27 protein-coding genes are annotated in these 23515 nt (G+C 71.7%); 14 read left to right on the forward strand and 13 right to left on the reverse strand.

All coding sequences use genetic code 11. The annotated features are described in order from the left end of the window. Positions 1-592: aminotransferase class IV (locus KBX39_RS02175; protein WP_210868933.1), on the forward strand; the 592-nt coding region annotated here is incomplete at its 5' end. A 73-nt stretch (positions 593-665) separates the two neighbouring features. Here KBX39_RS02175 and KBX39_RS02180 read toward each other — a convergent pair. Then, complete coding sequence (locus KBX39_RS02180) at positions 666-1253, reverse strand: FABP family protein (protein WP_030504451.1); 588 nt, start codon at positions 1251-1253, stop codon at positions 666-668. Positions 1254-1257: 4 nt separating this feature from the next. Further along, on the reverse strand, positions 1258-1362 hold the full coding sequence (gene mtfM, locus KBX39_RS33740; protein ID WP_043330899.1) for a small membrane protein MtfM: 105 nt from the start codon (positions 1360-1362) through the stop codon (positions 1258-1260). A gap of 12 nt (positions 1363-1374) precedes the next feature. On the opposite strand from mtfM, the gene KBX39_RS02185 reads away from it, so the two are divergent. The 3 genes from KBX39_RS02185 (at position 1375) to KBX39_RS02195 (ending at position 4283) form a co-directional block, all read left to right on the forward strand. Then, positions 1375-1749, forward strand: a complete 375-nt coding sequence (locus tag KBX39_RS02185) for a DsrE family protein (RefSeq protein ID WP_043328020.1) — start codon at positions 1375-1377, stop codon at positions 1747-1749. Between the two features lie 78 nt (positions 1750-1827). Continuing rightward, entirely contained in the window at positions 1828-2211 is a 384-nt protein-coding gene (locus KBX39_RS02190; protein WP_043328019.1) for an SCP2 sterol-binding domain-containing protein, read from the forward strand. Beyond that, positions 2208-4283, forward strand: coding sequence for a glycogen debranching N-terminal domain-containing protein (locus KBX39_RS02195; protein ID WP_210868935.1), 2076 nt, complete (start codon positions 2208-2210; stop codon positions 4281-4283). The genes KBX39_RS02190 and KBX39_RS02195 overlap by 4 nt, the downstream gene beginning before the upstream one ends. A 1-nt stretch (position 4284) precedes the next feature. Here KBX39_RS02195 and KBX39_RS02200 read toward each other — a convergent pair whose 3' ends face one another. The 7 genes from KBX39_RS02200 to KBX39_RS02225 form a co-directional block, all read right to left on the reverse strand. Next, positions 4285-5133 carry a hypothetical protein gene (locus tag KBX39_RS02200; protein ID WP_210868937.1) on the reverse strand — a complete coding sequence of 283 codons (849 nt, stop codon included), beginning with the start codon at positions 5131-5133 and terminating at the stop codon, positions 4285-4287. A 55-nt stretch (positions 5134-5188) separates the two neighbouring features. After that, complete coding sequence (locus KBX39_RS02205; RefSeq protein WP_312245598.1) at positions 5189-6313, reverse strand: hypothetical protein; 1125 nt, start codon at positions 6311-6313, stop codon at positions 5189-5191. Between the two features lie 58 nt (positions 6314-6371). Beyond that, positions 6372-6710 carry a DUF1416 domain-containing protein gene (locus KBX39_RS02210; protein WP_064446712.1) on the reverse strand — a complete coding sequence of 113 codons (339 nt, stop codon included), beginning with the start codon at positions 6708-6710 and terminating at the stop codon, positions 6372-6374. Continuing rightward, positions 6710-7558: a sulfurtransferase gene (locus KBX39_RS02215; RefSeq protein ID WP_030504459.1), complete on the reverse strand. Its 849-nt coding sequence runs from the start codon at positions 7556-7558 to the stop codon at positions 6710-6712. Before KBX39_RS02215 ends, KBX39_RS02210 begins: the two co-directional genes overlap by 1 nt. Before the next feature lie 202 nt (positions 7559-7760). Further along, positions 7761-7838, reverse strand: a complete 78-nt coding sequence (locus KBX39_RS33975; RefSeq protein ID WP_310503780.1) for an Ms5788A family Cys-rich leader peptide — start codon at positions 7836-7838, stop codon at positions 7761-7763. A 95-nt stretch (positions 7839-7933) separates the two neighbouring features. Beyond that, positions 7934-8716 carry a DUF2993 domain-containing protein gene (locus KBX39_RS02220; protein ID WP_030504460.1) on the reverse strand — a complete coding sequence of 261 codons (783 nt, stop codon included), beginning with the start codon at positions 8714-8716 and terminating at the stop codon, positions 7934-7936. 79 nt (positions 8717-8795) lie between these two features. Next, entirely contained in the window at positions 8796-9845 is a 1050-nt protein-coding gene (locus KBX39_RS02225) for a hypothetical protein (RefSeq protein ID WP_064446713.1), read from the reverse strand. Between the two features lie 246 nt (positions 9846-10091). On the opposite strand from KBX39_RS02225, the gene KBX39_RS02230 reads away from it, so the two are divergent. The 7 genes from KBX39_RS02230 (at position 10092) to pstB (ending at position 17109) form a co-directional block, all read left to right on the forward strand. Next, entirely contained in the window at positions 10092-10811 is a 720-nt protein-coding gene (locus KBX39_RS02230) for a response regulator transcription factor (RefSeq protein WP_176722767.1), read from the forward strand. Positions 10812-10961: 150 nt separating this feature from the next. After that, positions 10962-11816: a polysaccharide deacetylase family protein gene (locus KBX39_RS02235; protein ID WP_210868951.1), complete on the forward strand. Its 855-nt coding sequence runs from the start codon at positions 10962-10964 to the stop codon at positions 11814-11816. Between the two features lie 67 nt (positions 11817-11883). Continuing rightward, positions 11884-12819, forward strand: a complete 936-nt coding sequence (mshD, locus tag KBX39_RS02240) for a mycothiol synthase (RefSeq protein WP_210868939.1) — start codon at positions 11884-11886, stop codon at positions 12817-12819. 233 nt (positions 12820-13052) lie between these two features. Beyond that, on the forward strand, positions 13053-14150 hold the full coding sequence (gene pstS / locus KBX39_RS02245; RefSeq protein ID WP_210868941.1) for a phosphate ABC transporter substrate-binding protein PstS: 1098 nt from the start codon (positions 13053-13055) through the stop codon (positions 14148-14150). Between the two features lie 42 nt (positions 14151-14192). After that, positions 14193-15227 (forward strand): phosphate ABC transporter permease subunit PstC, encoded by a 1035-nt coding sequence (gene pstC, locus KBX39_RS02250; RefSeq protein ID WP_210868943.1) that lies wholly within the window; start codon positions 14193-14195, stop codon positions 15225-15227. Further along, the gene (pstA, locus tag KBX39_RS02255; RefSeq protein WP_043328005.1) at positions 15224-16312 is read left to right on the forward strand and encodes a phosphate ABC transporter permease PstA; all 1089 of its coding nucleotides are present in this window, start codon (positions 15224-15226) and stop codon (positions 16310-16312) included. The genes pstC and pstA overlap by 4 nt, the downstream gene beginning before the upstream one ends. Before the next feature lie 20 nt (positions 16313-16332). Further along, the gene (gene pstB / locus KBX39_RS02260; protein ID WP_013288829.1) at positions 16333-17109 is read left to right on the forward strand and encodes a phosphate ABC transporter ATP-binding protein PstB; all 777 of its coding nucleotides are present in this window, start codon (positions 16333-16335) and stop codon (positions 17107-17109) included. Here pstB and KBX39_RS02265 read toward each other — a convergent pair. Beyond that, entirely contained in the window at positions 17090-17929 is an 840-nt protein-coding gene (locus tag KBX39_RS02265; protein WP_104112849.1) for an NUDIX domain-containing protein, read from the reverse strand. The genes pstB and KBX39_RS02265 overlap by 20 nt on opposite strands. A gap of 84 nt (positions 17930-18013) precedes the next feature. Here KBX39_RS02265 and KBX39_RS02270 point away from each other — a divergent pair, with 84 nt between their 5' ends. The 3 genes from KBX39_RS02270 to KBX39_RS02280 all read left to right on the forward strand — a co-directional run bounded on the left by KBX39_RS02270 (position 18014) and on the right by KBX39_RS02280 (position 20855). Next, positions 18014-18703, forward strand: a complete 690-nt coding sequence (locus KBX39_RS02270) for a bifunctional 2-polyprenyl-6-hydroxyphenol methylase/3-demethylubiquinol 3-O-methyltransferase UbiG (protein ID WP_174536653.1) — start codon at positions 18014-18016, stop codon at positions 18701-18703. Between the two features lie 534 nt (positions 18704-19237). Continuing rightward, a complete protein-coding gene (locus tag KBX39_RS02275) occupies positions 19238-19825 on the forward strand; it encodes a DinB family protein (RefSeq protein WP_210868945.1) in 588 nt (195 codons plus the stop codon). Positions 19826-19886: 61 nt separating this feature from the next. Beyond that, a complete protein-coding gene (locus KBX39_RS02280) occupies positions 19887-20855 on the forward strand; it encodes a Gfo/Idh/MocA family protein (protein WP_043330895.1) in 969 nt (322 codons plus the stop codon). A gap of 49 nt (positions 20856-20904) precedes the next feature. On the opposite strand, the gene KBX39_RS02285 is transcribed toward KBX39_RS02280, so the two are convergent. The 3 genes from KBX39_RS02285 to KBX39_RS02295 form a co-directional block, all read right to left on the reverse strand. Then, the gene (locus KBX39_RS02285; RefSeq protein WP_030504472.1) at positions 20905-21909 is read right to left on the reverse strand and encodes an inorganic phosphate transporter; all 1005 of its coding nucleotides are present in this window, start codon (positions 21907-21909) and stop codon (positions 20905-20907) included. A gap of 4 nt (positions 21910-21913) precedes the next feature. Next, positions 21914-22540: a DUF47 domain-containing protein gene (locus KBX39_RS02290; protein WP_030504473.1), complete on the reverse strand. Its 627-nt coding sequence runs from the start codon at positions 22538-22540 to the stop codon at positions 21914-21916. 149 nt (positions 22541-22689) lie between these two features. Next, positions 22690-23515: PPK2 family polyphosphate kinase (locus KBX39_RS02295; protein WP_210868947.1), on the reverse strand; the 826-nt coding region annotated here is incomplete at its 5' end.

Consider the following 23515-nt stretch of genomic DNA (forward strand, 5'->3'; position numbering starts at 1 on the left):
CGCGTTGCGGCTGGTCAGCACCCGGGGGCCGGAGGGCGGCGGGCGGGCCACGGTGTACGCCACGCTGGGCGAGGTGCCCGCCGCCGCCCGGCTGGCTCGGCGTACCGGGGTGACGGTGGCCACGCTGCCGCTCGGGGTGGCCGCCCGGTCCCGCCCCGAGCTGGGGTGGCTGCCGAACGGCGTGAAGTCCACCTCGTACGCGCTCAGCACCGCCGCCCGGCGCTGGGCGCAGCGGACGGGCGTGGACGACGTGCTCTGGGTCTCGACCGACGGCTACGTGCTGGAGGGACCCACCGCGAACGTGGTGTGGCTGCGTGGCGGGACGCTCTGCACGGTGCCGGCGGCGCAGACCGGCATCCTGCCCGGCGTGACCGCCCACCACCTGGTGAGCCGTGCCGGAGAGCTGGGCCTGACCCCGGCCGAGCACCTGCCCACAGTGCCCGACCTGCACGCCGCCGAGGCGATCTGGCTGACCAGCTCACTACGCGGCCCCACAGAGGTCACGACCCTGAATGGAACCCCCCGCCCGAGTTCCCCCCTGACCCCCCGCATCCAGGCCCTCCTGAACTTCCCCCGGCCCTCCCCCCGTTGATCATGAAGTTGGCGGTGACAAATCGGGCAGCCGACGCCGTCAACTTCATGATCAACCGGGGAAGCGGGACGGGTCAGCCGGCCACCCGGGTGAGGCGGGCGGAGAGGTGCGGGCTCAAGGGCTGACCCACGGCGGCCATCTCCTGCGCGTACAGCAGAGCGCCCTCGACGATGCCGAACAGCCGGGCGCCGGCGGTGACCTCCTTCGCCGTCGCGGTACGCACGACCGCGTCGGTGGCGAACTCGATCTGGGTGCCCTTGCGCTTGCCGATGTGCAGCTCCATCACGCCGGTCGGCGTGGTCATCAACGCCTCCAGCTCGTCGGTGACCCGCTCACCGTCGAGCACCGGACGCCACCAGCCCACCTCGCGGCCGGCCGGCCGGACCGGACGGCTCTGCTCGTCCAGGATCCAGGCCCGCGACTCGTAGAACAGGAACGGCCGGCCGTCGTGGCTGATCCGGATCTCCTGCGCGTAGTCGAAGTCCTCGATCGTCGGGAACCCACCCCGGCCCCGGCCGCGCCACACCCCGATGTACGGCAGCAGGCCGTCCAGGCTCGGGTGCAGCTTCGGGCCGACGCGCAGGTCGTGGCTCTCCTCGTACGGGTACTCCTCGACCGGCGGCGCGTTCAACCACGGCGGCTGAAGCGGATTCTCACTCACAGATTCACCACTTACCTCTAGCTATGCGGACCGCGAGATAGGCCAGGCCACCGGCGAGCGCGCCCAGGCCGGCGACCAGCAGGCTGACGAACCCGATCTCGGTAACCATCCGGACCATCCTATGCTGGGTGGCATGGCGCGCTCTCTCGTCGTCAAGGCCACCGCCGGCGCGGACTCCCCGGAACGCTGCGCCCAGGCGTTCACAGTCGCCGCCACCGCCGCCGCGGCCGGGGTGGACGTCTCGCTCTGGCTCACCGGCGAATCGACCTGGTTCGCGCTCCCCGGCCGGGCCGAGTCGTTCGAGCTGCCGCATTCCGCGCCACTGGGCGAGCTGCTGCACGTCGTCCTGGCCACCGGCCGGGTGACCGCCTGCACCCAGTGCGCGGCCCGGCGGGACATCGGCACCGGCGACGTCATCCCCGGCGTACGCATCGCGGGCGCCGCCGTGTTCGTCGAGGAAGCGATGACCGAGGGCGCACAGGCGCTGGTCTACTGACAACCGGCCCGGGTTGTCCATTCTGCCCAGTGCGCCGATCCTGACCCGGCATGTCCGGATGCTGCCTACCATGCGAATGTGAGTCAGGCCATCCAGGAGTTCTTCGCGTCGCTGCCGGCGCGTGCCGCAGCCGTTCTGAACAGCCCGATCGGCGGGACACTCCAGATCGACCTGGCCGACGGCAACCGCACCGAGCACTGGTACGTGACGCTGGCCCCCGGCACGGCACAGGTGAGCCGGGAGGAGCTACGGCCGGCGGACGGCGTGCTGACGCTGTCCACCGAGCTGTTCGAGAAGCTCGTCACCGGGCGGGCGGCCGGCATGGCGGCGGTGCTGCGCAACGAGGCCACGTTCAGCGGCCACGTCGTGCTGTTCCTGGCGTTCCGCCGATTCCTGCCGCAACGGCCCGACGTGCGGGACCCCCGGGACGCCGCCCGCGAGCACGTCCGGCGGCTGGTGTGAAGGACCGGGTCAGCATCCTCGACGGCAACACGTTCCTGGTCAGCGACGATCGCGGCAACATCGAACCGTCGTACGACTTCCCCACCGGGCTGTTCTCCTTCGACACCCGGTTCCTGTCCACCTGGTTCCTCACCATCGACGGGCAACGTCTGCACGCGCTCTCGATCGACGACTCGCTGTCGTACAAGACGCGGTTCTTCCTGGTCCCCGGCGAGCCGACGCACTACCTGGACGCCAACGTCTCGGTGATCCGCAGCCGCGCCATCGGCGGCAGCCTCGACGAGGAACTGACCGTGCTCAACCACTCCGAGCAGGAACAGGAGTTCCACCTCCGGCTGGACATCGGCTCCGACTTCGCCGACCTTCTGGAGATCAAGAACCGGCGCGACAAGAAGGGACTCACCACGCCGACGGTGGAACCGAACGGCCTGCGGCTCACCTACCGCCGGGAGGCGTTCCGCCGCGAGACGCTGGTGACCAGCAGCGCGCCGGTCGAGGTCGACGCGGACGGGATGACCTTCCGGGTCCGGATCAGCCCGCACGGCGAGTGGACCACCCGGCTGCACGTCAGCACCATCATCTACGGCGCGCGTGGTGAGGACATCCGGGCCATCCTGCCGCTGGGCGGCCAGCGCACGGCGGCCGAGATCGAGGCCGAGCAGAGCGCCCTGATCAGCCGTGCGCCGAAGCTCGGCTGCGACTGCGAGCCGCTGGCCAGCGCGTACCGGCGCAGCCTCAACGACCTGGCCGCGCTCCGGTACGAGTCGATCACGCTCGGCGTCCGGCTGCTCGCGGCCGGCCTGCCCTGGTTCATGACGCTGTTCGGCCGCGACAGCATCTTCACCTCGCTCCAGGTGCTGCCGTTCCTCCCCGACCTGGTCAAACCGACGATCATCATGCTGGCCGGTCTTCAGGGCAGCCGGGTCGACGACTTCCGCGACGAGGAGCCGGGCAAGATCCTGCACGAGCTGCGCTACGGCGAGAGCGCCGGATTCGAGGAACAGCCGCACTCGCCGTACTACGGCGCGGCCGACACGACGGCGCTGTTCGTGATCCTGCTCGACGAGTACGAGCGGTGGACCGGGGACGCCGATCTGGTACGCAAGCTGGAGTACGAGACCCGGGCGGCGCTGACCTGGCTCGACACGTACGGGGACCTGCTCGGCACCGGCTACGTCTGGTACATGTCCCGCAACCCGGAGACGGGGCTGCCGAACCAGTGCTGGAAGGACTCACCGGAAGCCATCTCCTACGCCGACGGGCGGATGCCGGAGTTCCCCCGGGCCACCTGCGAGCTGCAGGGGTACGCGTACGACGCGAAGATGCGCGCCGCCCGCCTGGCCCGCACCTACTGGCAGGATCCGGCGTACGCGGACCGGCTGGAGCAGGAGGCGGCGGCGCTGAAGGAACGGTTCAACCGCGACTTCTGGATCGCCGACCGGGAGTACTACGCGCTGGCGCTCGATCCGCGCGGGCGGCAGGTGGACGCGCTCTCCTCGAACATCGGCCACCTGCTGTGGAGCGGCATCGTGGACGAGTCCCGGGCCCCCGCGGTCGCCGCCCATCTGCTCGGCCCGCGCCTGTTCTCCGGCTGGGGGGTACGCACGCTCGCCGACGACCAGGGCCGGTACAACCCGGTCGGATACCACGTCGGCACGGTGTGGCCGTTCGACAACTCGATCATCGCCTGGGGTCTGTGGCGGTACGGCTTCCGGCAGGAGGCCGGCCGGATCGGCGACGCGCTGCTCTGCGCGTCGCACTTCTTCGACGGGCGGCTGCCCGAGGTGTTCGCCGGCTACGAACGTGGCCTCACCGACTACCCGGTGGAGTACCCCACCGCGTGCAGCCCGCAGGCGTGGTCCGCCGGTACGCCTCTGCTGCTGCTACGGGTGATCCTGGGACTGGAGCCGCAGGGCGAGCACCTGATCATCGACCCGGCCGTACCGCCGGGGATGGGCCGGGTGGAACTGCTCGACATCCCGGGCCGCTGGGGCCGGGTGGACGCGCTGGGCCGCAGCCGGGAACCGCACGAGGAACCGGCACCGCCGCCGCTCGGGCTGCCCGGCCGGTGAGTCAGGCCGGGCAGGGCGTGGTCACCGCCACGCGCACCCGCTCGTCGGCCCGCTCGGCCAGCACGGCCGGCTCGCCGGGGCGCGCGTACCGGTCGGCGGAGTCCACCACCGGCGCGATGCCACCGCCGAACGCGGCGGCGAGCGGCTGATCCGCCGGCGCGGCGGCCTCACCCCGGGCGGTGCGGGCCGCGCCCCCACCGGGGCAGGGCGCGGTCAGGACCTGGACCGCGCCGGTCGCGCCGCCCCACCGGCCCAGCGCCGACGCCAGCGCGGCGGCTTCGGCAGCGGCGTCGGCGGTCGGCGCGCGGTAGCCGGAACCCAGCGGCCGGCAGCCGGTCGCGGCGGTCAGAAGGATCCGGCCCGGGCCGTCGGCCCGGCCCTCGACCGCGACGAAGTCGCCCGCGTCGGCGCGCAGCAGCGGCTCGCCGTCGAACGTCGACACGCCCGCCCGCCACGCCTGCGGCAGCCGGTCGGCGACGCGTCGCAGCACTTCGCGTACGTCGTCGCCGCCGATCGCCACCTCGACGCCGCGCTCGAGCGTCGCGCCGGAGTCCATCGGCGTGATCCGGCAGCCGCGTTCCAGGCGGTCCGGTACGAGCGCGGGTACGCCGTCGGCGCCGACCGCGCCGGTCAGCTCGCCGATCGCCCGGTCCACCACCGGACCGGCCTGGTCCAGTGAGCGCTGCTCCTTGACCGTCGGCGGGTCGGTCCGCACCGACCACCAGGTCAGCCCGGCCAGCAGCACGGCCCACGCCACAGTGGCGGCCGTCAGCCAGCGCAGCCGACGCCGGCCGGCGCCCGGCTGATCTCCAGGGTTGGGCGGGGCGTAGCCCGTCTCGACGGCAGTCACCCGGCAATGGTGTCACGTGCCGGCGAGGCACCCGGCCGCGCCTCGGCACGCCCGGTCAGGCCGGGACGGACCGGCGGGACAGCAGCCACAGCAGGTAGAAGGGGCGCTGCCGCAGCTCGCCACGACGGTCGGCGTACTGGTCGGCGGCGAGCACCGCGGAGAAGAACCCGCCCGCGCCCAGCATGCCGAGCACCGGCGCCAGGTGGGTGCCCTCGACCGCCACCAGCGTCGCGGCGACGGTCGCCACCGCGGCGCCCGCGGCCTGCACCGCCGAGCGCCGGGCCACCCGGGCGACCTCGGAGCGAGCCGCCCGCACCCCCTCCTGGATCTCCGCGTCGAGCTTCGCGAGCTGCACCAGCGCCTTGTCCGGATCCGTGTCGACGTCCAGCATCCGGCCGCGCAGGTACGCCTGGGTCGCGGCGAGCGCGTCGCTCTCCTGGGTCAGGATGGCGCAGTAGTCCCGGAGCGAGGTGCCCTCCAGCATCGGCAGGTCGAGCTGGAGCAGTGGGGTCACCAGCCGCGCCTTCACCGGATCCCCGCTCGGCACGTCGACGACCCGGTGCCCCTTGACGATCAGGTCGAGTGTGCGGTCCGGGTTGTCGCCCAGCTCGATCCGGCCCATCGTGTCGAACGGCGAGGAGGTCGACTGGGCGTCCGGCGCGCGCGACTCCAGGTGGGTGCGGCGGAAGGTCTGCGGGAAGTAGACGAGCTGCCCCAGCTCCAGCAGCGGCGCGCAGTCCCGCAGGTACGCGCCGAGGCGGTCCAGGTCGTCGCATTCGGCGTAGAGCTGGTCGATTCGGATGTCCTCGTACCGGCAGCGCGGGTCGCAGTGATCCGGATCCTTGCCGCACCTCTTGCAGGTCTCCCGGTTGGCCAGGTAGCAGTGCTTGCCGCCGGGCTGGGAGAGGACCAGCTTGTCGGTGACGAGCGTGGCCCGCTTCGTGAGGAACGACAGGTCCGTGTCGAGGCTGGCGACCGAGACGTCGAACGGGCGCGCGCGGCCGGACCCGGCGGTGCGCTGGAGTTCGCGGGCGATCTCCTCACCCCGGTTGCCGTCGATGAAGTCGATCAGATAGCGAACTGCGTGGGCAGCGGCGTCGTCGGGCACCTGATCCCCCTCCGGCGCGTCCGGGGCGCGCCGCCGTCCAGCCTGCCAGCCACGGGCAAGCCGCACAGTCACCGGAACGGCTCGTGGCCCGCCACCCGGCTGGGGTGGCGGGCCACGATCAGAGCGTGGGTCAGGCGGCGACCGAGACGGTCACCTCGTTGATCCCGCGAGCCGCGGCGACGGCGGTGTCGCCGTTGCCCTGGCGGGACAACGCCCGCAGCGTCCACGAGCCCGGCGCGGCGAAGAACCGGAACTGCCCGGCCGGCGACGTCACCACCTCGGCGGTGAACTCACCGGTGGAGTCGAGCAGCCGCACGTACGCGCCCGGCACGACCTCGCCGGACTCGGACAGCACACGGCCGGTGATGACGGTTTCCTTCTCCAGGTCCAGGCTGGCCGGGAGGGGGGCGGCCTGGTCCGGCGCAGCGCAGCCGGCGGCAGCCGTCGAGGCGGCGGAGGTGGCGGTCATCAGGCCTCCCCCGGCTCGTCACCGAGCGCCACCGGCACGCCGACGAGCGAGCCGTACTCGGTCCAGGAACCGTCGTAGTTCTTCACGTTGCGGTGCCCGAGCAGCTCCTGGAGCACGAACCAGCTGTGCGAGGAGCGCTCGCCGATCCGGCAGTACGCGATCGTCTCCTTGCTGTCGTCCAGCCCGGCGTCGGCGTAGATCTTGCGCAGCTCGTCGTCGGACTTGAACGTGCCGTCCTCGTTCGCCGCCTTGGACCACGGCACGCTGATCGCGGTCGGGATGTGGCCGGCCCGCTGCGCCTGCTCCTGCGGCAGGTGGGCGGGGGCGAGCAGGCGGCCGGCGAACTCGTCGGGGCTGCGCACGTCGACCAGGTTCTTGGTGCCGATCGCGGCTACCACCTCGTCGCGGAACGCGCGGATCGAGGTGTCCGGCTCCTGCGCGACGTACTGCGTCTTCGGCCGCTCCACCACGTCGGTGACGAGCGGACGGGCGTCCAGCTCCCACTTCTTGCGGCCGCCGTCGAGCAGCTTGACGTCGCCGTGGCCGTAGAGCTTGAAGTACCAGTACGCGTACGCGGCGAACCAGTTGTTGTTGCCGCCGTACAGGATCACGGTGTCGTCGTTGGCGATGCCCCGGTCCGACAGCAGCGCCTCGAACTGGCTCTTGTTGACGAAGTCCCGGCGGACCTGGTCCTGCAGGTCGGTACGCCAGTCGAGCTTGACGGCGCCGGCGATGTGCCCGGTGTCGTAGGCCGAGGTGTCCTCGTCGACCTCGACGAAGACGACGCCCGGGGCGCCGAGGTTCTTCTCGGCCCACTCGGCCGAAACGAGTGCGGTGTCGCGACTCATCAGATCACTCCCTGGTGAGGATGGTTGGTGAGCCTGCGCGCGGAGATCGATGTCGATTGTTGTCGCACCACGCGCGGGACCCAGAGCTAGGAACGGATCACGGGTACGTGCGACGGCGCCGCTGCCGGGCGTTGAGGGGAACCGGGAGAGGTTCGTGGACCCTGGGTGGCCGCCGTTCAGGCGGCCGGAGACAGCCCCGCCGTCAGATGACGGGGCGACACAGGCAGGTGGCCACGCGGCACAGGTCGACCGCGCGCCGTTTGGTGAGGTGGGTCCCCATGGGCAGGGAGATTACCAGCCCACGCCACAGCTGCCACCAGGCCGACCAGCATCCGGGACGGCCGGCCCGCTCCCCGGACCGGCCGTGTACGGCTTTCAGCCGGCGGAGTTGATGGGCACGTTCGCCGCGTCCGCCGTGACCACCAGGCCCTCCGGCTTCGGCTCCACCTTGCGCAGGTTGAGCTGGAACGGCAGCTCCGGCAGCGGCACGTCGATCGAGATGCCCTGCGCGTACCGGGTGAGCGCGGCCCGGGCCAGCGGCACGTTCGGCAGGCCGTCGGCGGTGAGGTCGTTGAAGCGCAGCGCCACCTTGCCGCCGGCCACCGTGACGTCGGCGGTGCCGTTGACGGTGAGCTTGACGCCGAGGATGTCCACCGGGGCGGTGACGGCGAGCTTGCCGTTCCGCTCGCCGAGCGTCAGCCCGGGACGGTCCAGCAGCTTGGCCAGGCTCTCGTAGGTGACGGTGCCCCGCCCGTCCACGCTCTCGGCCACCACGTCGCCCCGGCCGGAGCGCAGCGTGTCCAGCGACGCGGTCACGTTGCGCGCGTCCACGTCCAGCTTCGGCACCTCCACGGCGTCACCCTGGACGGCGCCCCGCACGTCGGTGAGCTGGATCGAGATGCGCTCGTACCGGCCGTCGAGCACCTGAGTGAGGAACGGGAAGCCACCCACCTCGACCTGCGGCGCGGCGGACTGCGCGTCCTGCTTGGCGATCTCCTGCCGCACCTGGTCGGCGATCGCCCGCTCGGCGACCCCGGCGGCGACCCGGTCGGCGACGACGAGCAGCCCGACCAGCACCAGCAGCAGGACGACGAAGCCGATCAGCACCTTCCGGCCGCGTCGCCGCGGTCGGCCCTCCGCCGGATACGCCTCTGCCACGCCGCCTCCCGTCCTCGCCGCCGTCACCGCGTCTCGCGGCGCAACCGTACTTACCCGAGGCGAATCTTCCCCAACCGTTTCAGAGGAACAGCACGCACATCGCGTACGCGGCCGGCGCGGCCAGCGCGAATCCGCCCAGCGGCCCCTGCATGTGCCGGGCCACCCACATCGTCGGCGGTTCACCGGCCATCAGGCGGCCCGCCTCGGCGTACCCCACGGCGAGGTCGGCCAGGACGGCGGTGGCGGCGCTGACCACGCCGACCAGGGCGGCGCTGGTCGGGGTGAAACCGACCAGGTAGCTGCCGAGCAGGGCGCTGGTGAGGGTGCCGAGCATCGCGCCCGCGACCACGCCGGCCGCGCCGCGCGGCACCTGCGGGGCGAGCCGCGGCCACGGCGCCACCGCGTCGGTGAGCCGCGCCACCAGCAACGCCACCCCGGCGGCGGTGAGGCAGACCGTGATCGCCTGGGTGCCCTTGGGAATCCGGCTGAGCACGACGAGCGTGCCGAAGGCGACCACGCCCACCACGATGAGCAGGGTGCCGCCGAGCGAGTCGGTCACCCGGACCCGGTCCACCCGCCGGACGAGCTGCCCCAGCACGGCGAGCAGCAGCCCGGCGGCCGCGGCGTAGCCGAGCGGGGCCAGGCCGGCGATGTCCGACTGGACCGCCGCGACGTCGGCGATCACGGCCGTGCCGGCGCTGACCAGGGCGACGACCAGCAGGGCGGGCGGTCGCATGGCCATCGTCCAGGCGAGCACGAAGAGCATCTGGACGCCGAAGATGATGGCCGCGAACGGCAGCCGGTGCCCGGGGCCGGAGGTCTGCGCGCCGAGCACCAGGCCGACGCCGAGCAGCGCGGCGAAGCCGGCGACGGTGAGCGCCAGCGGCCGGCGGACCGGGACCGGTGGCATCTCCTCCTCGGGCGCCTCGTCGGACTCGTCGTCGGCGCGCCGGCCGGGTCCGCCCTTCCGTAGCCGACGCGGTCCCTTCCGCTCCGGCCGGTCGCCCTCCTCGTCGGCGGGGCCGGTACGCGGGGCGGGCGGGTAGCCACGGGCGGGGCCGGAGGGCCCGGCGGACGGGTCGTCGGCCCACGGTTCACGACCGGTGTCGCGCGAGGTGGAGGGAAACACGCCCCGATCGTGCCAGACCCGGGCGGCTCGGCGGAGGTCCCGGTTTCGGTGACGTTAAAACCTGCACCGCGATCAAGGGCAGAAGGGGCAAACGGGAAAGCACCCCGGAGGTGACGGCGGGTCCATCGGTTACGCTCAGGCCGTTACCCGCCCGTCAGCGACGCCGGGACCCACGCAAGTTCACAGCGCCGCCCTCACCCGGGCGTGTCGCTGGTCGCGCGCGGCCGAAGGGCCGCCGGGACGGAGGTGATCGTGGAGCTCCTGCTGCTCGTGACCGCACGGGCCGGTGAGCCGTCGGCGGTGTTGCCGGCACTCGACCTGCTGCCGCACTCGGTCCGCACCGCACCCCGCGACGTCCGCACGCTGGTCTCCGGCCCCACGCCGGACGCCGTCCTGGTGGACGCCCGCTCCGAACTGAGCGAGGCGCGCGCCACGTGCCGGATGCTGCACGCCACCGGGCTCGGCGTACCGCTCGTCGCGGTGGTCACCGAAGCGGGCCTGATCGCGCTCAACGCGGACTGGGGTGTCGACGACGTGATCCTGGCCGGCGCCGGGCCGGCCGAGGTGGAGGCCCGGCTGCGGCTCGCCGTCGGCCGGCTGAGCAACGCGACCGCCGGCGCCGGCGGCTCGATCCGGGCCGGTGAGCTGAACATCGACCCGGACACCTACGCCGCCAAGCTGAAGGGCCGCCCGCTCGACCTCACGTACAAGGAGTTCGAGCTGTTGAAGTTCCTGGCCCAGCACCCGGGGCGGGTGTTCACCCGGGACCAGCTGCTGCGGGAGGTCTGGGGTTACGACTACTTCGGCGGCACCCGCACGGTCGACGTGCACGTGCGGCGCCTGCGCGCCAAGCTCGGCTCGGAGTACGAGTCGATGATCGGCACGGTCCGCCAGGTGGGCTACAAGTTCGTCGTCCCGCCGTCGCGTTCGCTGCCGGAGTCGGAGCCCGCGCCGCTGCCGGTCTGACCGCCCACGCCCCACTCCGGTAGGGGGCATTTCCGCAGAACGCCCTTTTTGCCCGATCAGTCAGACATATCCTGACTGCCGGATTTACCGGGCAAAGGGGGCGGCGGTGCGTGCGGTGAACACGGGGGCGACGAACGGCCGGTGCCGCTGATGCGGGGCCCGACGCTGCGCGCCACCGGGCTCGTGACCGTGGTGCTCGCGGGCCTGCTCGGCTCGGCGTTCGCGCTGGGCCGCAGCCTGGTCCCGGAACACCCGCCGTCGAACGCCGGCGCCACCACCGCGCTCAACGGACCGCGCTACGCCGACCAGCCGCCCAGCACGGACTTCCCCGGCGGCCGGGCCACCGCCGGGCCGAGCCCCGACGCCGCGCCGGACGCCGCCCCGGTCGAACCGGGCGGCGACGGCCCGTACGGCAGCCTGGTCGTCACCGGCTCGTCCCGGGTCGCGCTGACCTTCGACGACGGCCCCGATCCGCGCTGGACCCCGCAGGTGCTCGCGCTGCTGGCCCAGTACGGCGTGAAGGCGACGTTCTGCGTCGTCGGCGAGAACGCCGAGGCCCATCCGGATCTGATCCGGTCGATAGTCGCCGAGGGGCACACCCTGTGCAACCACTCCTGGGAGCACGACGTCGACCTGGGCAAGCGGTCCCCGGCGACGATCCGGGCCGACATCCTGCGCACGAACGACGCGATCCTGGCCGCCGCGCCGGGGGCGCGGATCGCGTACTACCGCCAGCCGGGCGGGGCCTGGACGCGCCCGGTGATCTCGGCCTGCGCCGACCTGGGCCTCACCCCGCTGCACTGGAGCGTGGACCCGTCGGACTGGAGGGCGCCGGGCGCGCTCACCATCGAGTCGAGGATCCGCACACAGATGGGACCGGGGGTGATCGTGCTCATGCACGACGCGGGCGGGGACCGTTCCGGCACGGTCGCGGCGTTGCAGCAACTCCTGCCCGAGATACTGGCGCGGTTCGAGCTGGAGTCGTTGCCCGTCGGCCCGCAGTGACGAGCGCCACCGACCGCCGCCCTCGTCCGGCGCGAACCGCCCCCGGACGGCGGCTACCGTGACTCAGATGAGCCCCGAGCCGACCAGTGGCCCCGCAACCGACCGGATCGACCGGGCGGACCGGCTGACACCGGCCGAGGTCGCGGAGGTGCTGGCGCTGGCCCGCGCCGCCGGGGACACCGACGGCGCCGACCCGCTCGACGAGCACGTGCTGCTGCGGCTGCGCGACCCCGAGGCGCCCGCCGTGCACCTCACCGCCCGCACCGCCGACGGCACACTCACCGGGTACGCGCATCTCGACGTCACCGCCCCGGCCGAGGGCGTCGGCGCCGAACTGGTCGTGCATCCCGCGTACCGGCGGCGCGGCGTCGGCCGGGCGCTGGCCCGGGGCGTGGTGGACGCCGCGCCCGGTCCGCTGCGCGCCTGGGCCCACGGCGACCACCCGTCGGCCGCCGCGCTCGCTGTCGACCTGGGCTTCGCCCGGGCGCGGGTGCTCTGGCAGATGCGCCGTCCGCTGACCCCCGAACTGCCCGAGCCGGTGGTGCCGGACGGCGTGACGCTTCGCGCGTTCCGCCCCGGCGAGGACGACGAGGCGTGGCTGGCGGTGAACAACGCGGCCTTCGCCCAGCACCCCGAGCAGGGCAAGTGGACGCTCGACGACCTGCGCGTACGCATCGCCGAGCCGTGGTTCGATCCGGCCGGCTTCCTGCTCGCCGTCGACTCCACGACCGGGCGGCTGCTCGGCTTCCACTGGACCAAGGTGCACGAGCGGCCGGGCTCGGCCCGTATCGGCGAGGTCTACGTGCTCGGCGTCGACCCGTCCGCGCACCGGGGCGGGCTGGGCCGGGTGCTCACCGCCGCCGGCCTGACCCACCTGCGCGACGAGCGCGGGCTGGACCGGGTGATGCTCTACGTGGACGAGAGCAACACCGCCGCCGTCGCGCTCTACGAGCGGCTGGGCTTCGCCATGTGGTCCGCGCACGTCAACTACCAGCGCGGCTGAGCGTTCCGCGGCCCCGGAAAATCGCCATAAAGGCGATACCAGGCTGCTAGTTCACGAAATGGACAACCCTTCCTCAGCGTACGGCCATCTCGTCGGCTGAACGTGTTCACCGCGCGTTCACTTGCGTCCGGCGAACCGTCCACCTGGCCCTCCTACCTTTCGTGTCAGCCGGTCAGCGCCGGCCCCCGGCACTCCGGGCGACCTGACCAAAGACGTGAAGGGAAACCCCTGAAGTGAAGCTCCAGCGGCACGGCGCCATCGCCTGTCTCGCTCTTACCGCGGTTCTCGGTCTCAGCGCCTGCGGCTCGGACAACAACGAGCCCGCCGGCGCCTCCGGCTCCACCGCCGCGGTGGACTGCGCGACGGGCACGCTGAACGCGCAGGGCTCCTCGGCCCAGAAGAACGCCATGGCCGAGTGGATCAAGGCGTACCAGCAGAAGTGCGCCGGCACCACGATCAACTACGAGCCGAGCGGCTCGGGCGCCGGCATCCAGGCCTTCATCGCCGGTACCGCAGACTTCGCCGGTTCGGACTCCCCCCTCAAGCCGGAGGAGCAGCCGCAGGCCGACGCCAAGTGCGTCGGCGGCCAGGCGCTCAACCTGCCGATGGTGATCGGCCCGGTCGCCGTGGTCTACAACGTCAGCGGCGCGGACAACCTCCAGTTCAGCCCGGCCACCCTGGCGAAGATCTTCGCCGGCAAGGTGACCAAGTGGGACGACCCGGCGATCAAGGCCGACAACCCGGACGCCAAGCTCCCGTCGACCGCGATCCAGGCGGTGCACCGCGCCGACGAGGCGGGCACCACCGACAACTTCACCAAGTACCTCTCCAAGACCGCCGAGGCGGACTGGACGCTCGGCAACTCCAAGGCGTGGAAGGCCCCGGGCGGCGTCGGCGCGGCCAAGTCCGACGGCGTGGCCAGCAAGGTCAAGAGCACCGACGGCACCATCAGCTACGTCGAGTGGTCGTACGCCGAGAACTCCGACCTGAAGATGGCGAAGGTCAAGAACGGTAACGGCGAGTTCGTCGAGCTGACCGGTGATTCGGCCGGCAAGACCATCGCCGGCGCCAAGTTCGAGGGTCAGGGCAACGACCTGAAGATGTCGATCGACTACAACACCAAGGAGGCCGGGGCGTACCCGATCGTCCTGGCGACCTACGAGATCGTCTGCAGCAAGGGCCTCGCCGCCGACAAGCTGCCGCTGGTCAAGGGCCTGCTCGGCCACGCCGCCAGCGCCGAGGGGCAGAAGGAGCTGGTCGAGCTCGGCTACGCCCCGCTGCCCGAGACCGTCCGCACCAAGGTCGAGGCCGCGGTCAAGAGCCTCTCCTGACGCTCCCGACCGACACCTCCTCAACGCGAAGCGAGCGAGCAGATGGGTGACACCCCTCAGCGCTCGGCCCACGCCGGCACCGGCGGGACTCCCGTGGCCACGAGCCACGAGGGACCCGCCGGTGCCTCGGCGCGTGTGGCCGAGCGCCCCGGTAACCCGGGCCGCCCCGACGGTGGCCTCGGCGGCGGCCTGACCCTGGCCGCCGGCACCACGGTCCTGGTGGTCATCGCGGCCATCGCGATCTTCCTGGTCGCCAAGGCCGTCCCGGCGTTGCGGGCGAACACCGAGTCGTTCTGGACGTTCGAGGGCTGGTTCCCGAACGACAACCCGCCGCAGTTCGGCATCGGCGCGCTCGCCTTCGGCACCGTCCTGAGCTCGCTGCTGGCGCTGCTCATGGCGGTGCCGGTCGCGCTGGGCATCGCCCTGTACCTGTCGCACTACGCGCCCCGGCGGCTCGGCAACGCCCTGGGCTTCCTGATCGACCTGCTGGCCGCCGTGCCGAGCGTCGTCTTCGGCCTCTGGGGCCGGGACTACTTCGCCCAGCCGGTCGCCGACCTGTCCGCCTGGCTGAACAGGTACTTCGGCTGGATCCCCATCTTCGGCGACGGCCCGTACGGGAACTCGATCCTGCTCGGCTCCGTGGTGCTGGCGATCATGGTGCTGCCGATCATCACCTCGCTGTCCCGCGAGGTGTTCCGGCAGACCCCGACCGCGAACGAGGAAGCCGCGCTCGCGCTCGGCGCCACCCGCTGGGAGATGATCCGCACCGCCGTCCTGCCGTACGGGCGCCCGGGCGTCATCGCCGCGGTGATGCTCGGCCTGGGCCGGGCGCTCGGCGAGACCATCGCGCTGGCGCTCACGCTCGGCTCCACGTACGCCATCTCGTTCAACATCCTGGAGAGCGGCGGCAACTCGATCGCCGCGAACATCGCCAACCGGTTCGCCGAGGCGAACGACACCGGCCGGGGCGCGCTCATCGCCTCCGGCCTGGTGCTGTTCGCGATCACGTTGATCGTCAACATCACCGCCCGGGCGATCATCTACCGGCGGCGCGAGTTCACGGAGTCGGCCGCATGACCACCACCCTCACCTCCCGCCGCCCGCGCCCGCCGGCCCAGCCGGCCACGCTGCGGGCGAGGCGACTTCCCGCGTACGCCGCTCCGGCCATCGCCGTCGCGGCGCTGCTGCTCGCGGCGGGCATCGTGTACGGCGCCGGCATCGGCGGCCCGGTCCTGGTCGTGGTGGTCGGCGCGCTGCTCTACCTGGCCGGTCTGTTCGTCGCGGCGAACGCGGTTGAGGGCCGCCGGTCGGCCCGCAACCGGACCTGGAGCGCGCTGATCCACTCCGCGTTCGTGCTCGCCGTGCTGCCGCTGGCCTCGGTGGTCTGGACGCTGGTCAGCAAGGGCTCCGAGCGGCTGGACGCGAACTTCTTCGGCACCTCGATGAACAACATCGGGTCGCGGGACGCCAACGGCGGCGCGTACCACGCGATCGTCGGCACGCTGCAGCAGGTGGGCATCGCCACGCTGATCACGGTGCCGCTGGGCGTGCTCTGCGCGATCTACATCGTCGAGTACGGCCGGGGCCGGTTCGCGTTCACCATCCGCTTCTTCGTGGACGTGATGACCGGCATCCCGTCGATCGTCACCGGCCTGTTCGTGCTGGCCTTCTGGGTGCTGATCGTCTCGCCGTGGTTCAACGACGGGCGGCCCGGTTTCTCCGGCTTCGCCGCCGCGCTGGCGCTGAGCGTGCTGATGCTGCCCACAGTGGTCCGCTCCACCGAGGAGATGCTCCGCCTGGTGCCCGCGCCGCTGCGCGAGGGCGCGTACGCCCTGGGCGTACCGAAGTGGAAGACCATCCTGCGGGTCGTGCTGCCGACCGCGCTGCCCGGCATCGTCACCGGCGTCATGCTCGCCATCGCGCGGGCCGCCGGTGAGACCGCGCCGGTGCTGCTCGTCGCCGGCGGCGGCGCGGCGATCAACTTCAACCCGTTCGAGAACAACCAGTCGTCGCTGGCCCTCTTCGTCTACCAGCAGGCCGGTGAGGCGTCGAGGTACTCGCCGGCACGGGCGTGGACCGCCGCGCTGACCCTGGTCGCCCTCGTCCTCGTCCTCACCGTGGCGGCGAAGCTGCTGTCCCGCCGCAACCGGCTCGGCCGATGAACCCCGGAGGTACCGCCACCATGGCCAAGCGCATCGAAGCCACGAACGTGACCGCCTACTACGGCGGGTTCAAGGCGATCGAGAACATCAACCTGACCGTCGAGCCGAAGACCGTCACCGCTCTGATCGGGCCGTCCGGCTGCGGCAAGTCCACCTTCCTGCGGTCGATCAACCGGATGCACGAGGTGCTGCCCGGCGCCCGGGTCGAGGGCAGCCTCACCATCGACGACCAGGACATCTACGACCGCGACGTGGACGTCACGGCGGTCCGCCGGATGATCGGGATGGTCTTCCAGCGGCCGAACCCGTTCCCCACCATGAGCATCTTCGAGAACGTGGTGGCGGGCCTGCGGCTCAACGGCGTGCGGCGCAAGTCGATCCTGGAGGAGGCCGCCGAGCGGGCGCTCCGCTCGGCGAACCTGTGGGACGAGGTGAAGGACCGCCTCGCCAAGCCCGGCGCGGGCCTGTCCGGCGGTCAGCAGCAGCGGCTCTGCATCGCCCGCACCATCGCGGTCGAGCCGCAGGTGGTGCTGATGGACGAGCCCTGCTCGGCGCTGGACCCGATCTCCACGCTGGCCATCGAGGACCTGATGTTCCAGCTCAAGGACAAGTTCACCATCATCATCGTCACGCACAACATGCAGCAGGCCGCGCGGGTGTCGGACCGGACCGCATTCTTCTCGATCGAGAAGACCGGCGACCCGGGCCGCCTGATCGAGTACGACAACACGCAGAAGATCTTCAGCAACCCGAGCCAGAAGAAGACCGAGGACTACATCACCGGTCGCTTCGGCTGAGGCGGAAGCTGGGCTCGGCGCCGTCCAGCCCCTCGATGTACGGCAGGATCGGCGTACCCGGGTCGCGCTCCGCCGCATCCCGCGCCACGCCGCCGAGGTCGCCCGCGGCGGCGACCTCGGCGAGCGTGACCATGGTCGGCGGCAGCATGGTCAGCTCGCCGGCCTCCGCGCGGGCCAGCGCGTCCGCCGGGCGCAGCCACAGCGTGTGGTCGGCCTCGCCGGACACGTCCCGGGTCCGCTGCCCCTCGGGCAGCAGGGCGACGAAGAAGTACGTGTCGAAGCGGCGCGGCTCGAACTCCGGGGTGATCCACCGGCTCCACGGCAGCAGCAGGTCGGACCGGAGCGTGAGGCCGCGCCCGGCCAGCAGGTCCGCGAAGCCGACCCGCCGTCCCTCCAGGTCCTGCCGGGCCGCCTCCCAGTCGTCGCCGCTCACGTCGCCGACCACCGTGTCGGGGTCCGGCCCGGCGAGCAGCACGCCCGCCTCCTCGAAGACCTCGCGGGCGGCGGCGCACACCACCGCCTGCGCGGCCGCCGGGTCGAGTCCGAGCCGCACACCCCACGCCGCCGGGTCCGGGCCGGCCCAGCCGAGGTGTGCCTCCGAGTCGGAGCGGTCCACCCCGCCGCCGGGGAAGGCGTACATGCCGCCGAAGGTCATCGCCGCCACCCGGCGGATCATGTAGACCTCGAACCCGTCGCCGGCCGGGCGGAGCAGCAGCACGGTGGCAGCGACCCGGGGCACGGCCGGTACGGCGCCCTCGGCCCGGAACCGGCGAGCGTGCTCCACCAGGGCGGGGGGTGCGGCGAAGCCGTCGATCGTCATGCGGCGAGCCTAGTGCCGTAACGGGCGACGCCGCCCCGCCGCCCGATGCCGCCGCCCTCCGCCGATTGCGCCGATACTCCTCGGATGACGGATCTCAACAATCAGGTGGGGTATTGGAACTCCAAGGGTGCCGCGAAGACTTTCGGCCACCCGGTCGCACTTCCGTGGCTGAACGGCATCGATCGGCGGGCACGCGTTCTCGACTACGGGTGCGGTTACGGTCGGCTGGCGGGGCTGCTCGTGCAGCAGGGCTTCGAGAATGTCGAGGGGGTGGATGTCGCGCCCCGTCTCGTCAGCCGCGCGAAGAACGAGCAGGCCGGCGCGCAATTCACGGTTCTCACCAATCCTCCGCAGCTCGACCACCAGGCGGACAGCGTCGACCTGGTGCTGCTGTTCGCGGTGTTGACGTGCATACCCGACGACGCCGGACAGCGGGAGCTGGTGACGGAGTTGCGTCGGGTGCTACGGCCGGGCGGGCTCATCTATGTCAGTGACCTGTGCCTGCAGGAGGATCACCGTAACCGTTCCCGGTACGAACGGTTCGCAGCCAAGTACGGCACCTACGGGATATTCGAGACCGACGACGGGGCGGTGTGCCGACACCACACCACCGACTGGCTGGACCATCTCTTTGGCGATTTCCACCTCGTCGCCAGCCGCGAAGTCGCAGTGGAGACGATGAACGGCCGTCCGGCCCGGGCGAGCCAGCGGTTGGTGGCCACGCCGCAGCCCGGGGCATCCAGGGCCGGGCGCGATGGCACGGGAGACGCCTGACGTCCCGACGGGTGAATCACCTGCCGGTCCCGGAGCACGAGGCGATGGCGTGCCGTTCATGAGACGGTGTGCAGTCCGGTCGTGCTCGTCGGCGTACGCGGGACCCGCGCTCTACAAGCGGGCGATTCAATCACACTGGGTAGTTTTTACGTCTGACCAGGGGGCACTCCTCCGCCGCCTTTGCTCTGCAGCCGAATCCGCAACGGTGACCCTCCGCAGGCGGTGCGCCAAAGGCTGCAGAGCAAAGGCGGCGGAAGCACCTTCACCAAGCCGAGAGCGGGGTCGGTTTATGCCCGGTAAACCCCTTTTGGATACTCGGCCCTGACGAGTAGCGGACAGCCGCCGTGACGCTGCGCAATCTGCACGCTCCGTGTTCGCCGGTCCGACGTTCAGATGGACGTTTCGAGGGCTCAGCGACAGAGACCGCGGAAGCCCCTTTCCCGCACCGTGCGGCCGGTCGCGCACCTCCGGGCGGTCCGGCGGGCGCCGGCACGGGGCTACGGCGGCCGGCCGCGCCTGGCAGGGTGGTGACCTGTGATCGACGACTTCGCGAAGCAGTATCTGCACAACGACCTGCGTCAGATCCGCGAGGTGCTGTTGTGGAAGCTCGACGGGCTGTCCGAGTACGACGTGCGCCGCCCCCTGACCGCGTCCGGCACCAACCTGCTCGGCCTGGTCAAGCACCTGGCGTTCACAGAGGCCCGGTACTTCGGCGAGGTGTTCGGCAGGCCGTTCCCGGAACCGCTGCCCCGGTGGGACGATCCGGATCCGGACGGCGCCGACATGTGGGCGACCGAGCACGAGACCCGCGAGGAGGTGATCGGCCGCTACCGACGGGCGTGGGAGCACGCGGACGCGACCATCGAGGCCCTCCCCATCGACGCGCCCGGCCACGTGCCGTGGTGGCCCCGCCCCGACGTCAAGCTGTTCAACGTCATGGTCCACGTGCTGGCCGAGACCAACCGGCACGCCGGGCACGCCGACATCCTGCGGGAACAGCTCGACGGCTCGACCGGGGCATGGGCCGCGTACGCGCACCTGGAACACGACCGTCCGACGCTGGCGACGCGGCGGGCGACGATCGAACTGGCCGCCTTGGCCGTCGCCGACACCCCCCGCTGAGCCGTCCCGACCGGTGGATCACCCTGCCGGTCCCGCAGCGGGAAGGGATAGCGTGCCGGGCATGACGCGTTGGGGAATCCTGGCCACCGGAAACATCGCCGCCCGCTTCGCCGAGGACCTGCGGCTGGTGCCGGACGCCGAACTGGTCGCGGTCGGTTCGCGTACCCGGGAGAGCGCCGAACTGTTCGCGCGCCGGCACGACGTGCCGCGGGCGTACGCCTCGTGGGCGGAACTGGCCGCGGACCCGGACGTGGACGCGATCTATGTGGCCACCCCGCACGCGGCGCACCACGAGGCGGCGCTGGCGTGCCTGGCCGGCGGCAAGGCCGTGCTGGTGGAGAAGCCGTGCACGCTGGACCTGCCGACCACCACCGAGCTGGTGGAGACGGCCCGTGCCCGGGGCCTGTTCCTCATGGAGGCCATGTGGATGCGGACCAACCCGCTGATCCTGCGCGTGCTGGAGCTGATCCGGGACGGCGCGATCGGCGAGGTGACGCACGTACGGGCGGACTTCGGCGTGGCCGGCCCGTTCCCGCCGGAGCACCGGATGCGGGCCCGCACACTCGGCGGCGGCGCGCTGCTCGACCTCGGCGTCTATCCGCTGAGCCTGGCCCACCTGGTGCTCGGCGTGCCGCAGCACGTGCAGGCGTGGGCGAAGCTGACCCCGGAGGCGGTGGACGAGAACACCGGCATGGTGCTCGGCTGGGACTCCGGCGCGGTGGCGACGCTCAGCTGCGGCATGGTCGGCGCGACAGCGATCACCGCGTCGATCACCGGCACGACCGGCCGGATCGACCTGCCCGAGCTGTTCTTCCGGCCCGCGCACGCCGTGCTGCACCGGGCCGGCGCCGAGCCGGAGACGATCCCGGCGGACCTGACCGGCGGCGGCTACCAGTACGAGGCGATCGAGGTGCAGCGCTGCCTGGCGGCCGGGCTGACCGAGAGCCCGCTGGTGCCGCACGCCGCCACGCTCGAGGTGATGGGCCTGATCGACGACATCAAGGCCCGGATCGGCGTCTCCTACGCGTGAGGGGTTCCCCGCCACGGCGGGGAACCCCTCGACGTCGTTGCGCGGGAGCTCAGAACAGGGGGCGGACCAGCAGGTACGCGAGGCAGGCGATCGCGGCGGCGGCCGGGAACGTGATGATCCAGGCGATCACGATGTTGCCGGCCACGTTCCAGCGCACCGCGGAGAGCCGTTTCGTCGCGCCCACACCCATGATCGCCGAGGTGATCGTGTGCGTGGTGGAGATCGGCGCCTTGAGCACCAGCGCGTTGAAGTAGAGCACCGCGCTGGCGACGGTCTCGGCCGCGAAGCCCTCCGCCGGGCCGAGGTCGATGATCTTCCGGCCGAGCGTCCGGATGATCCGCCAACCACCCGCGTACGTGCCGGCGGCCAGCATCGCCGCGGAGGTCCAGAAGACCCAGCCCGGGATGTGGGTCTTGCTCTCCTGGAAGCCACCGGTGTAGAGCGCCAGCACGATGATGCCCATGGTCTTGGCGGCGTCCTGCATGCCGTGGCCGACCGACATGGCGGCGGCGGACGCGGTCTGCGCCCAGCGGAAGCCGCGGCTGAGCTTGCCCGGCTGCCCCTTCCGGAACAGCCACATGATCGCCAGCATCACCAGGAAGCCGAGCACCAGGCCGACCACCGGCGAGAGCACCATCGGGATGAGGACCTTCTCGATGATGGTGCCCCACTGGACGATGCCGTCGGCGGCGAACAGGGTCGCGCCGACCAGGCCGCCGAAGAGGGCGTGCGAGGAGGAGGACGGCAGGCCGAAGTACCAGGTGATCAGGTTCCAGATGATCGCGCCCAGCACGCCGGCGAAGACCACGCCGAGGCTCTCCACCCCGGTCGGCAACGTGACCAGGCCGTCGCCGACCGTCTTGGCGACGCCGGCGCCGAAGTGCGCGCCGACGAAGTTGCCGACGGCGGCCAGCGCCAGGGCGATCCGGGGGGTCAGCGCCCGGGTCGAGATGCTGGTGGCGATCGCGTTCGCCGCGTCGTGGAAGCCGTTCGTGTAGTCGAACGCCATGGCGACCGCGATCACCGCCAGCACGGCGATGAGTTCGGGACTCACTGGATCAGGACTCCTTGACCGCGATGGTCTCGACGGTGTTGGCGACGTGCTCGAAGGCGTCGCAGGCGGCCTCCAGCTCGTCGGCCACCTCCTTCATCTTCAGCACCGTGAGCGCGTCGTACTCACCGGAGAAGAGGCGCACCAGCAGCATCCGGTACGCCTGGTCGCCGTCGTTCTCGAGCCGGTTGCACTCGATCCAGTAGTCCTCAAGATCCTTCATCGACTTCAGCCGGGGCATCGCCTCGGCGGTGAGCTTGGCCTGCAGGTCGAGCACGTTGACCAGCTCGTGCAGCTCACGCGGAAGGGACGGGAGCTTGGTCAGGCCGTACAGGTAGAGCAGGTTGCCGACCGCCTCCAGGTGGTCCATCACGTCGTCGAGCAGCGAGCCCAGCCGGTAGATGTCCTCCCGGTCGAACGGCGTGATGAACGTGGAGTTGATCTTCTTGTAGAGCTCGTGCGTGATCTGGTCGCTGTCGTGCTCGATGTCGGTCAGCCGCTCGCTGATCGACTGCACGTCGGCGCCGGGCAGACCCAGCTCGTTGAGCAGGTCGGTCCCCTTGACCAGGTTCTGCGCGGCCCTGGTGAAGAGCTCGTAGAAGGCGCCCTCGGTGGGACGGAAGGAAAACTTCACAGCACGGACCTCGTCGTGTCGGTGGAAGGGTGGCCGTCGCCGCCCGGGCGTCTGCATTGCGCATGCTAGGGATCGCGTCCAGGCGGCTTTCGATCGGCCCACCCCTGGTCAAGCCCGATTCACCGCTCGTTCACCTTCCGTTCACCTGATCACCCGCCGAGTTGGCTCCGTAACCGGTCACGCTCCCGTTCAACGTCGAAATCGGCAGGCGGATACCCCAGATACAACTCGTCGAACGTCTCGCGCAGCAGGTGGGCTACCGCCCAGTCCCGGTACCACTTGCGGTCCGCCGGGACCACGAACCAGGGCGCGTCGTCGGCGCCGCACCGCTCGATCGCCTCGGCGTACGCCGCCTGGTAGTCGTCCCATCGTGCCCGGGTGTCCAGGTCACTGGGGTTGTACTTCCAGAACTTCGTCGGGTCGGTCAGCCGCTGCATCAGCCGCTCGCCCTGCTCCGCGTACGAGATGTGCAGCATGACTTTGATCACGGTCACCGCCTGCTCGGCCAGTTCCCGCTCGAAGTCGTTGATGATCGCGTACCGGGATTGCCAGGTCGCCTCGTCGACAAGCCCTTCGACCCGGGCGATCAGCACGTCCTCGTAGTGCGAGCGATTGAACACGCCCACGTACCCGGGCGGCGGCAGCGCCCGGCGTACCCGCCACAGGAAGTCGTGCCGCAGTTCCTCCTCGGTGGGCGGCCCGAACGAGCGGATGTGCAGCCCGAGCGGGTTCATTGCGCCCGCCACCCGCTTCACCGTGCCGTCCTTGCCGCCGCAGTCCATCGCCTGGAGCACCAGCAGCAGCCGGCGCGGCCGGCCCTCACCGAGCCCCGCGCCCGCCTGGGCCGGCGCGCTCGTGGCGCCGCCCGGTCCGGCGGCGCCCTGCGCCGAGGCGTACAGCATCTCCTGCTGCCGCCCCAGTTCCGCGCCGACCAGCTCGACCTGGGCCCGGGCCCCCTCCTTGCGCGCGGGCCCG

This window comes from Micromonospora sp. D75, assembly GCF_018070405.1.
Taxonomy (GTDB): Bacteria; Actinomycetota; Actinomycetes; order Mycobacteriales; family Micromonosporaceae; genus Micromonospora; species Micromonospora chalcea.

Excerpts from the sequence above, each read along its gene's own strand:
- pstA (WP_043328005.1), top strand. The coding sequence starts at position 15,224 with ATGACCACCACCCTCACCTCCCGCCGCCCGCGCCCGCCGGCCCAGCCG.
- pstC (WP_210868943.1), top strand. The coding sequence starts at position 14,193 with ATGGGTGACACCCCTCAGCGCTCGGCCCACGCCGGCACCGGCGGGACT.
- mshD (WP_210868939.1), top strand. The coding sequence starts at position 11,884 with ATGAGCCCCGAGCCGACCAGTGGCCCCGCAACCGACCGGATCGACCGG.
- KBX39_RS02215 (WP_030504459.1), bottom strand. The coding sequence starts at position 7,558 with ATGAGTCGCGACACCGCACTCGTTTCGGCCGAGTGGGCCGAGAAGAAC.
- KBX39_RS02280 (WP_043330895.1), top strand. The coding sequence starts at position 19,887 with ATGACGCGTTGGGGAATCCTGGCCACCGGAAACATCGCCGCCCGCTTC.
- KBX39_RS02185 (WP_043328020.1), top strand. The coding sequence starts at position 1,375 with ATGCTGGGTGGCATGGCGCGCTCTCTCGTCGTCAAGGCCACCGCCGGC.
- pstB (WP_013288829.1), top strand. The coding sequence starts at position 16,333 with ATGGCCAAGCGCATCGAAGCCACGAACGTGACCGCCTACTACGGCGGG.
- KBX39_RS02210 (WP_064446712.1), bottom strand. The coding sequence starts at position 6,710 with ATGACCGCCACCTCCGCCGCCTCGACGGCTGCCGCCGGCTGCGCTGCG.
- KBX39_RS33975 (WP_310503780.1), bottom strand. The coding sequence starts at position 7,838 with ATGGGGACCCACCTCACCAAACGGCGCGCGGTCGACCTGTGCCGCGTG.
- KBX39_RS02270 (WP_174536653.1), top strand. The coding sequence starts at position 18,014 with ATGACGGATCTCAACAATCAGGTGGGGTATTGGAACTCCAAGGGTGCC.
- KBX39_RS02265 (WP_104112849.1), bottom strand. The coding sequence starts at position 17,929 with ATGACGATCGACGGCTTCGCCGCACCCCCCGCCCTGGTGGAGCACGCT.
- KBX39_RS02235 (WP_210868951.1), top strand. The coding sequence starts at position 10,962 with ATGCGGGGCCCGACGCTGCGCGCCACCGGGCTCGTGACCGTGGTGCTC.
- mtfM (WP_043330899.1), bottom strand. The coding sequence starts at position 1,362 with ATGGTTACCGAGATCGGGTTCGTCAGCCTGCTGGTCGCCGGCCTGGGC.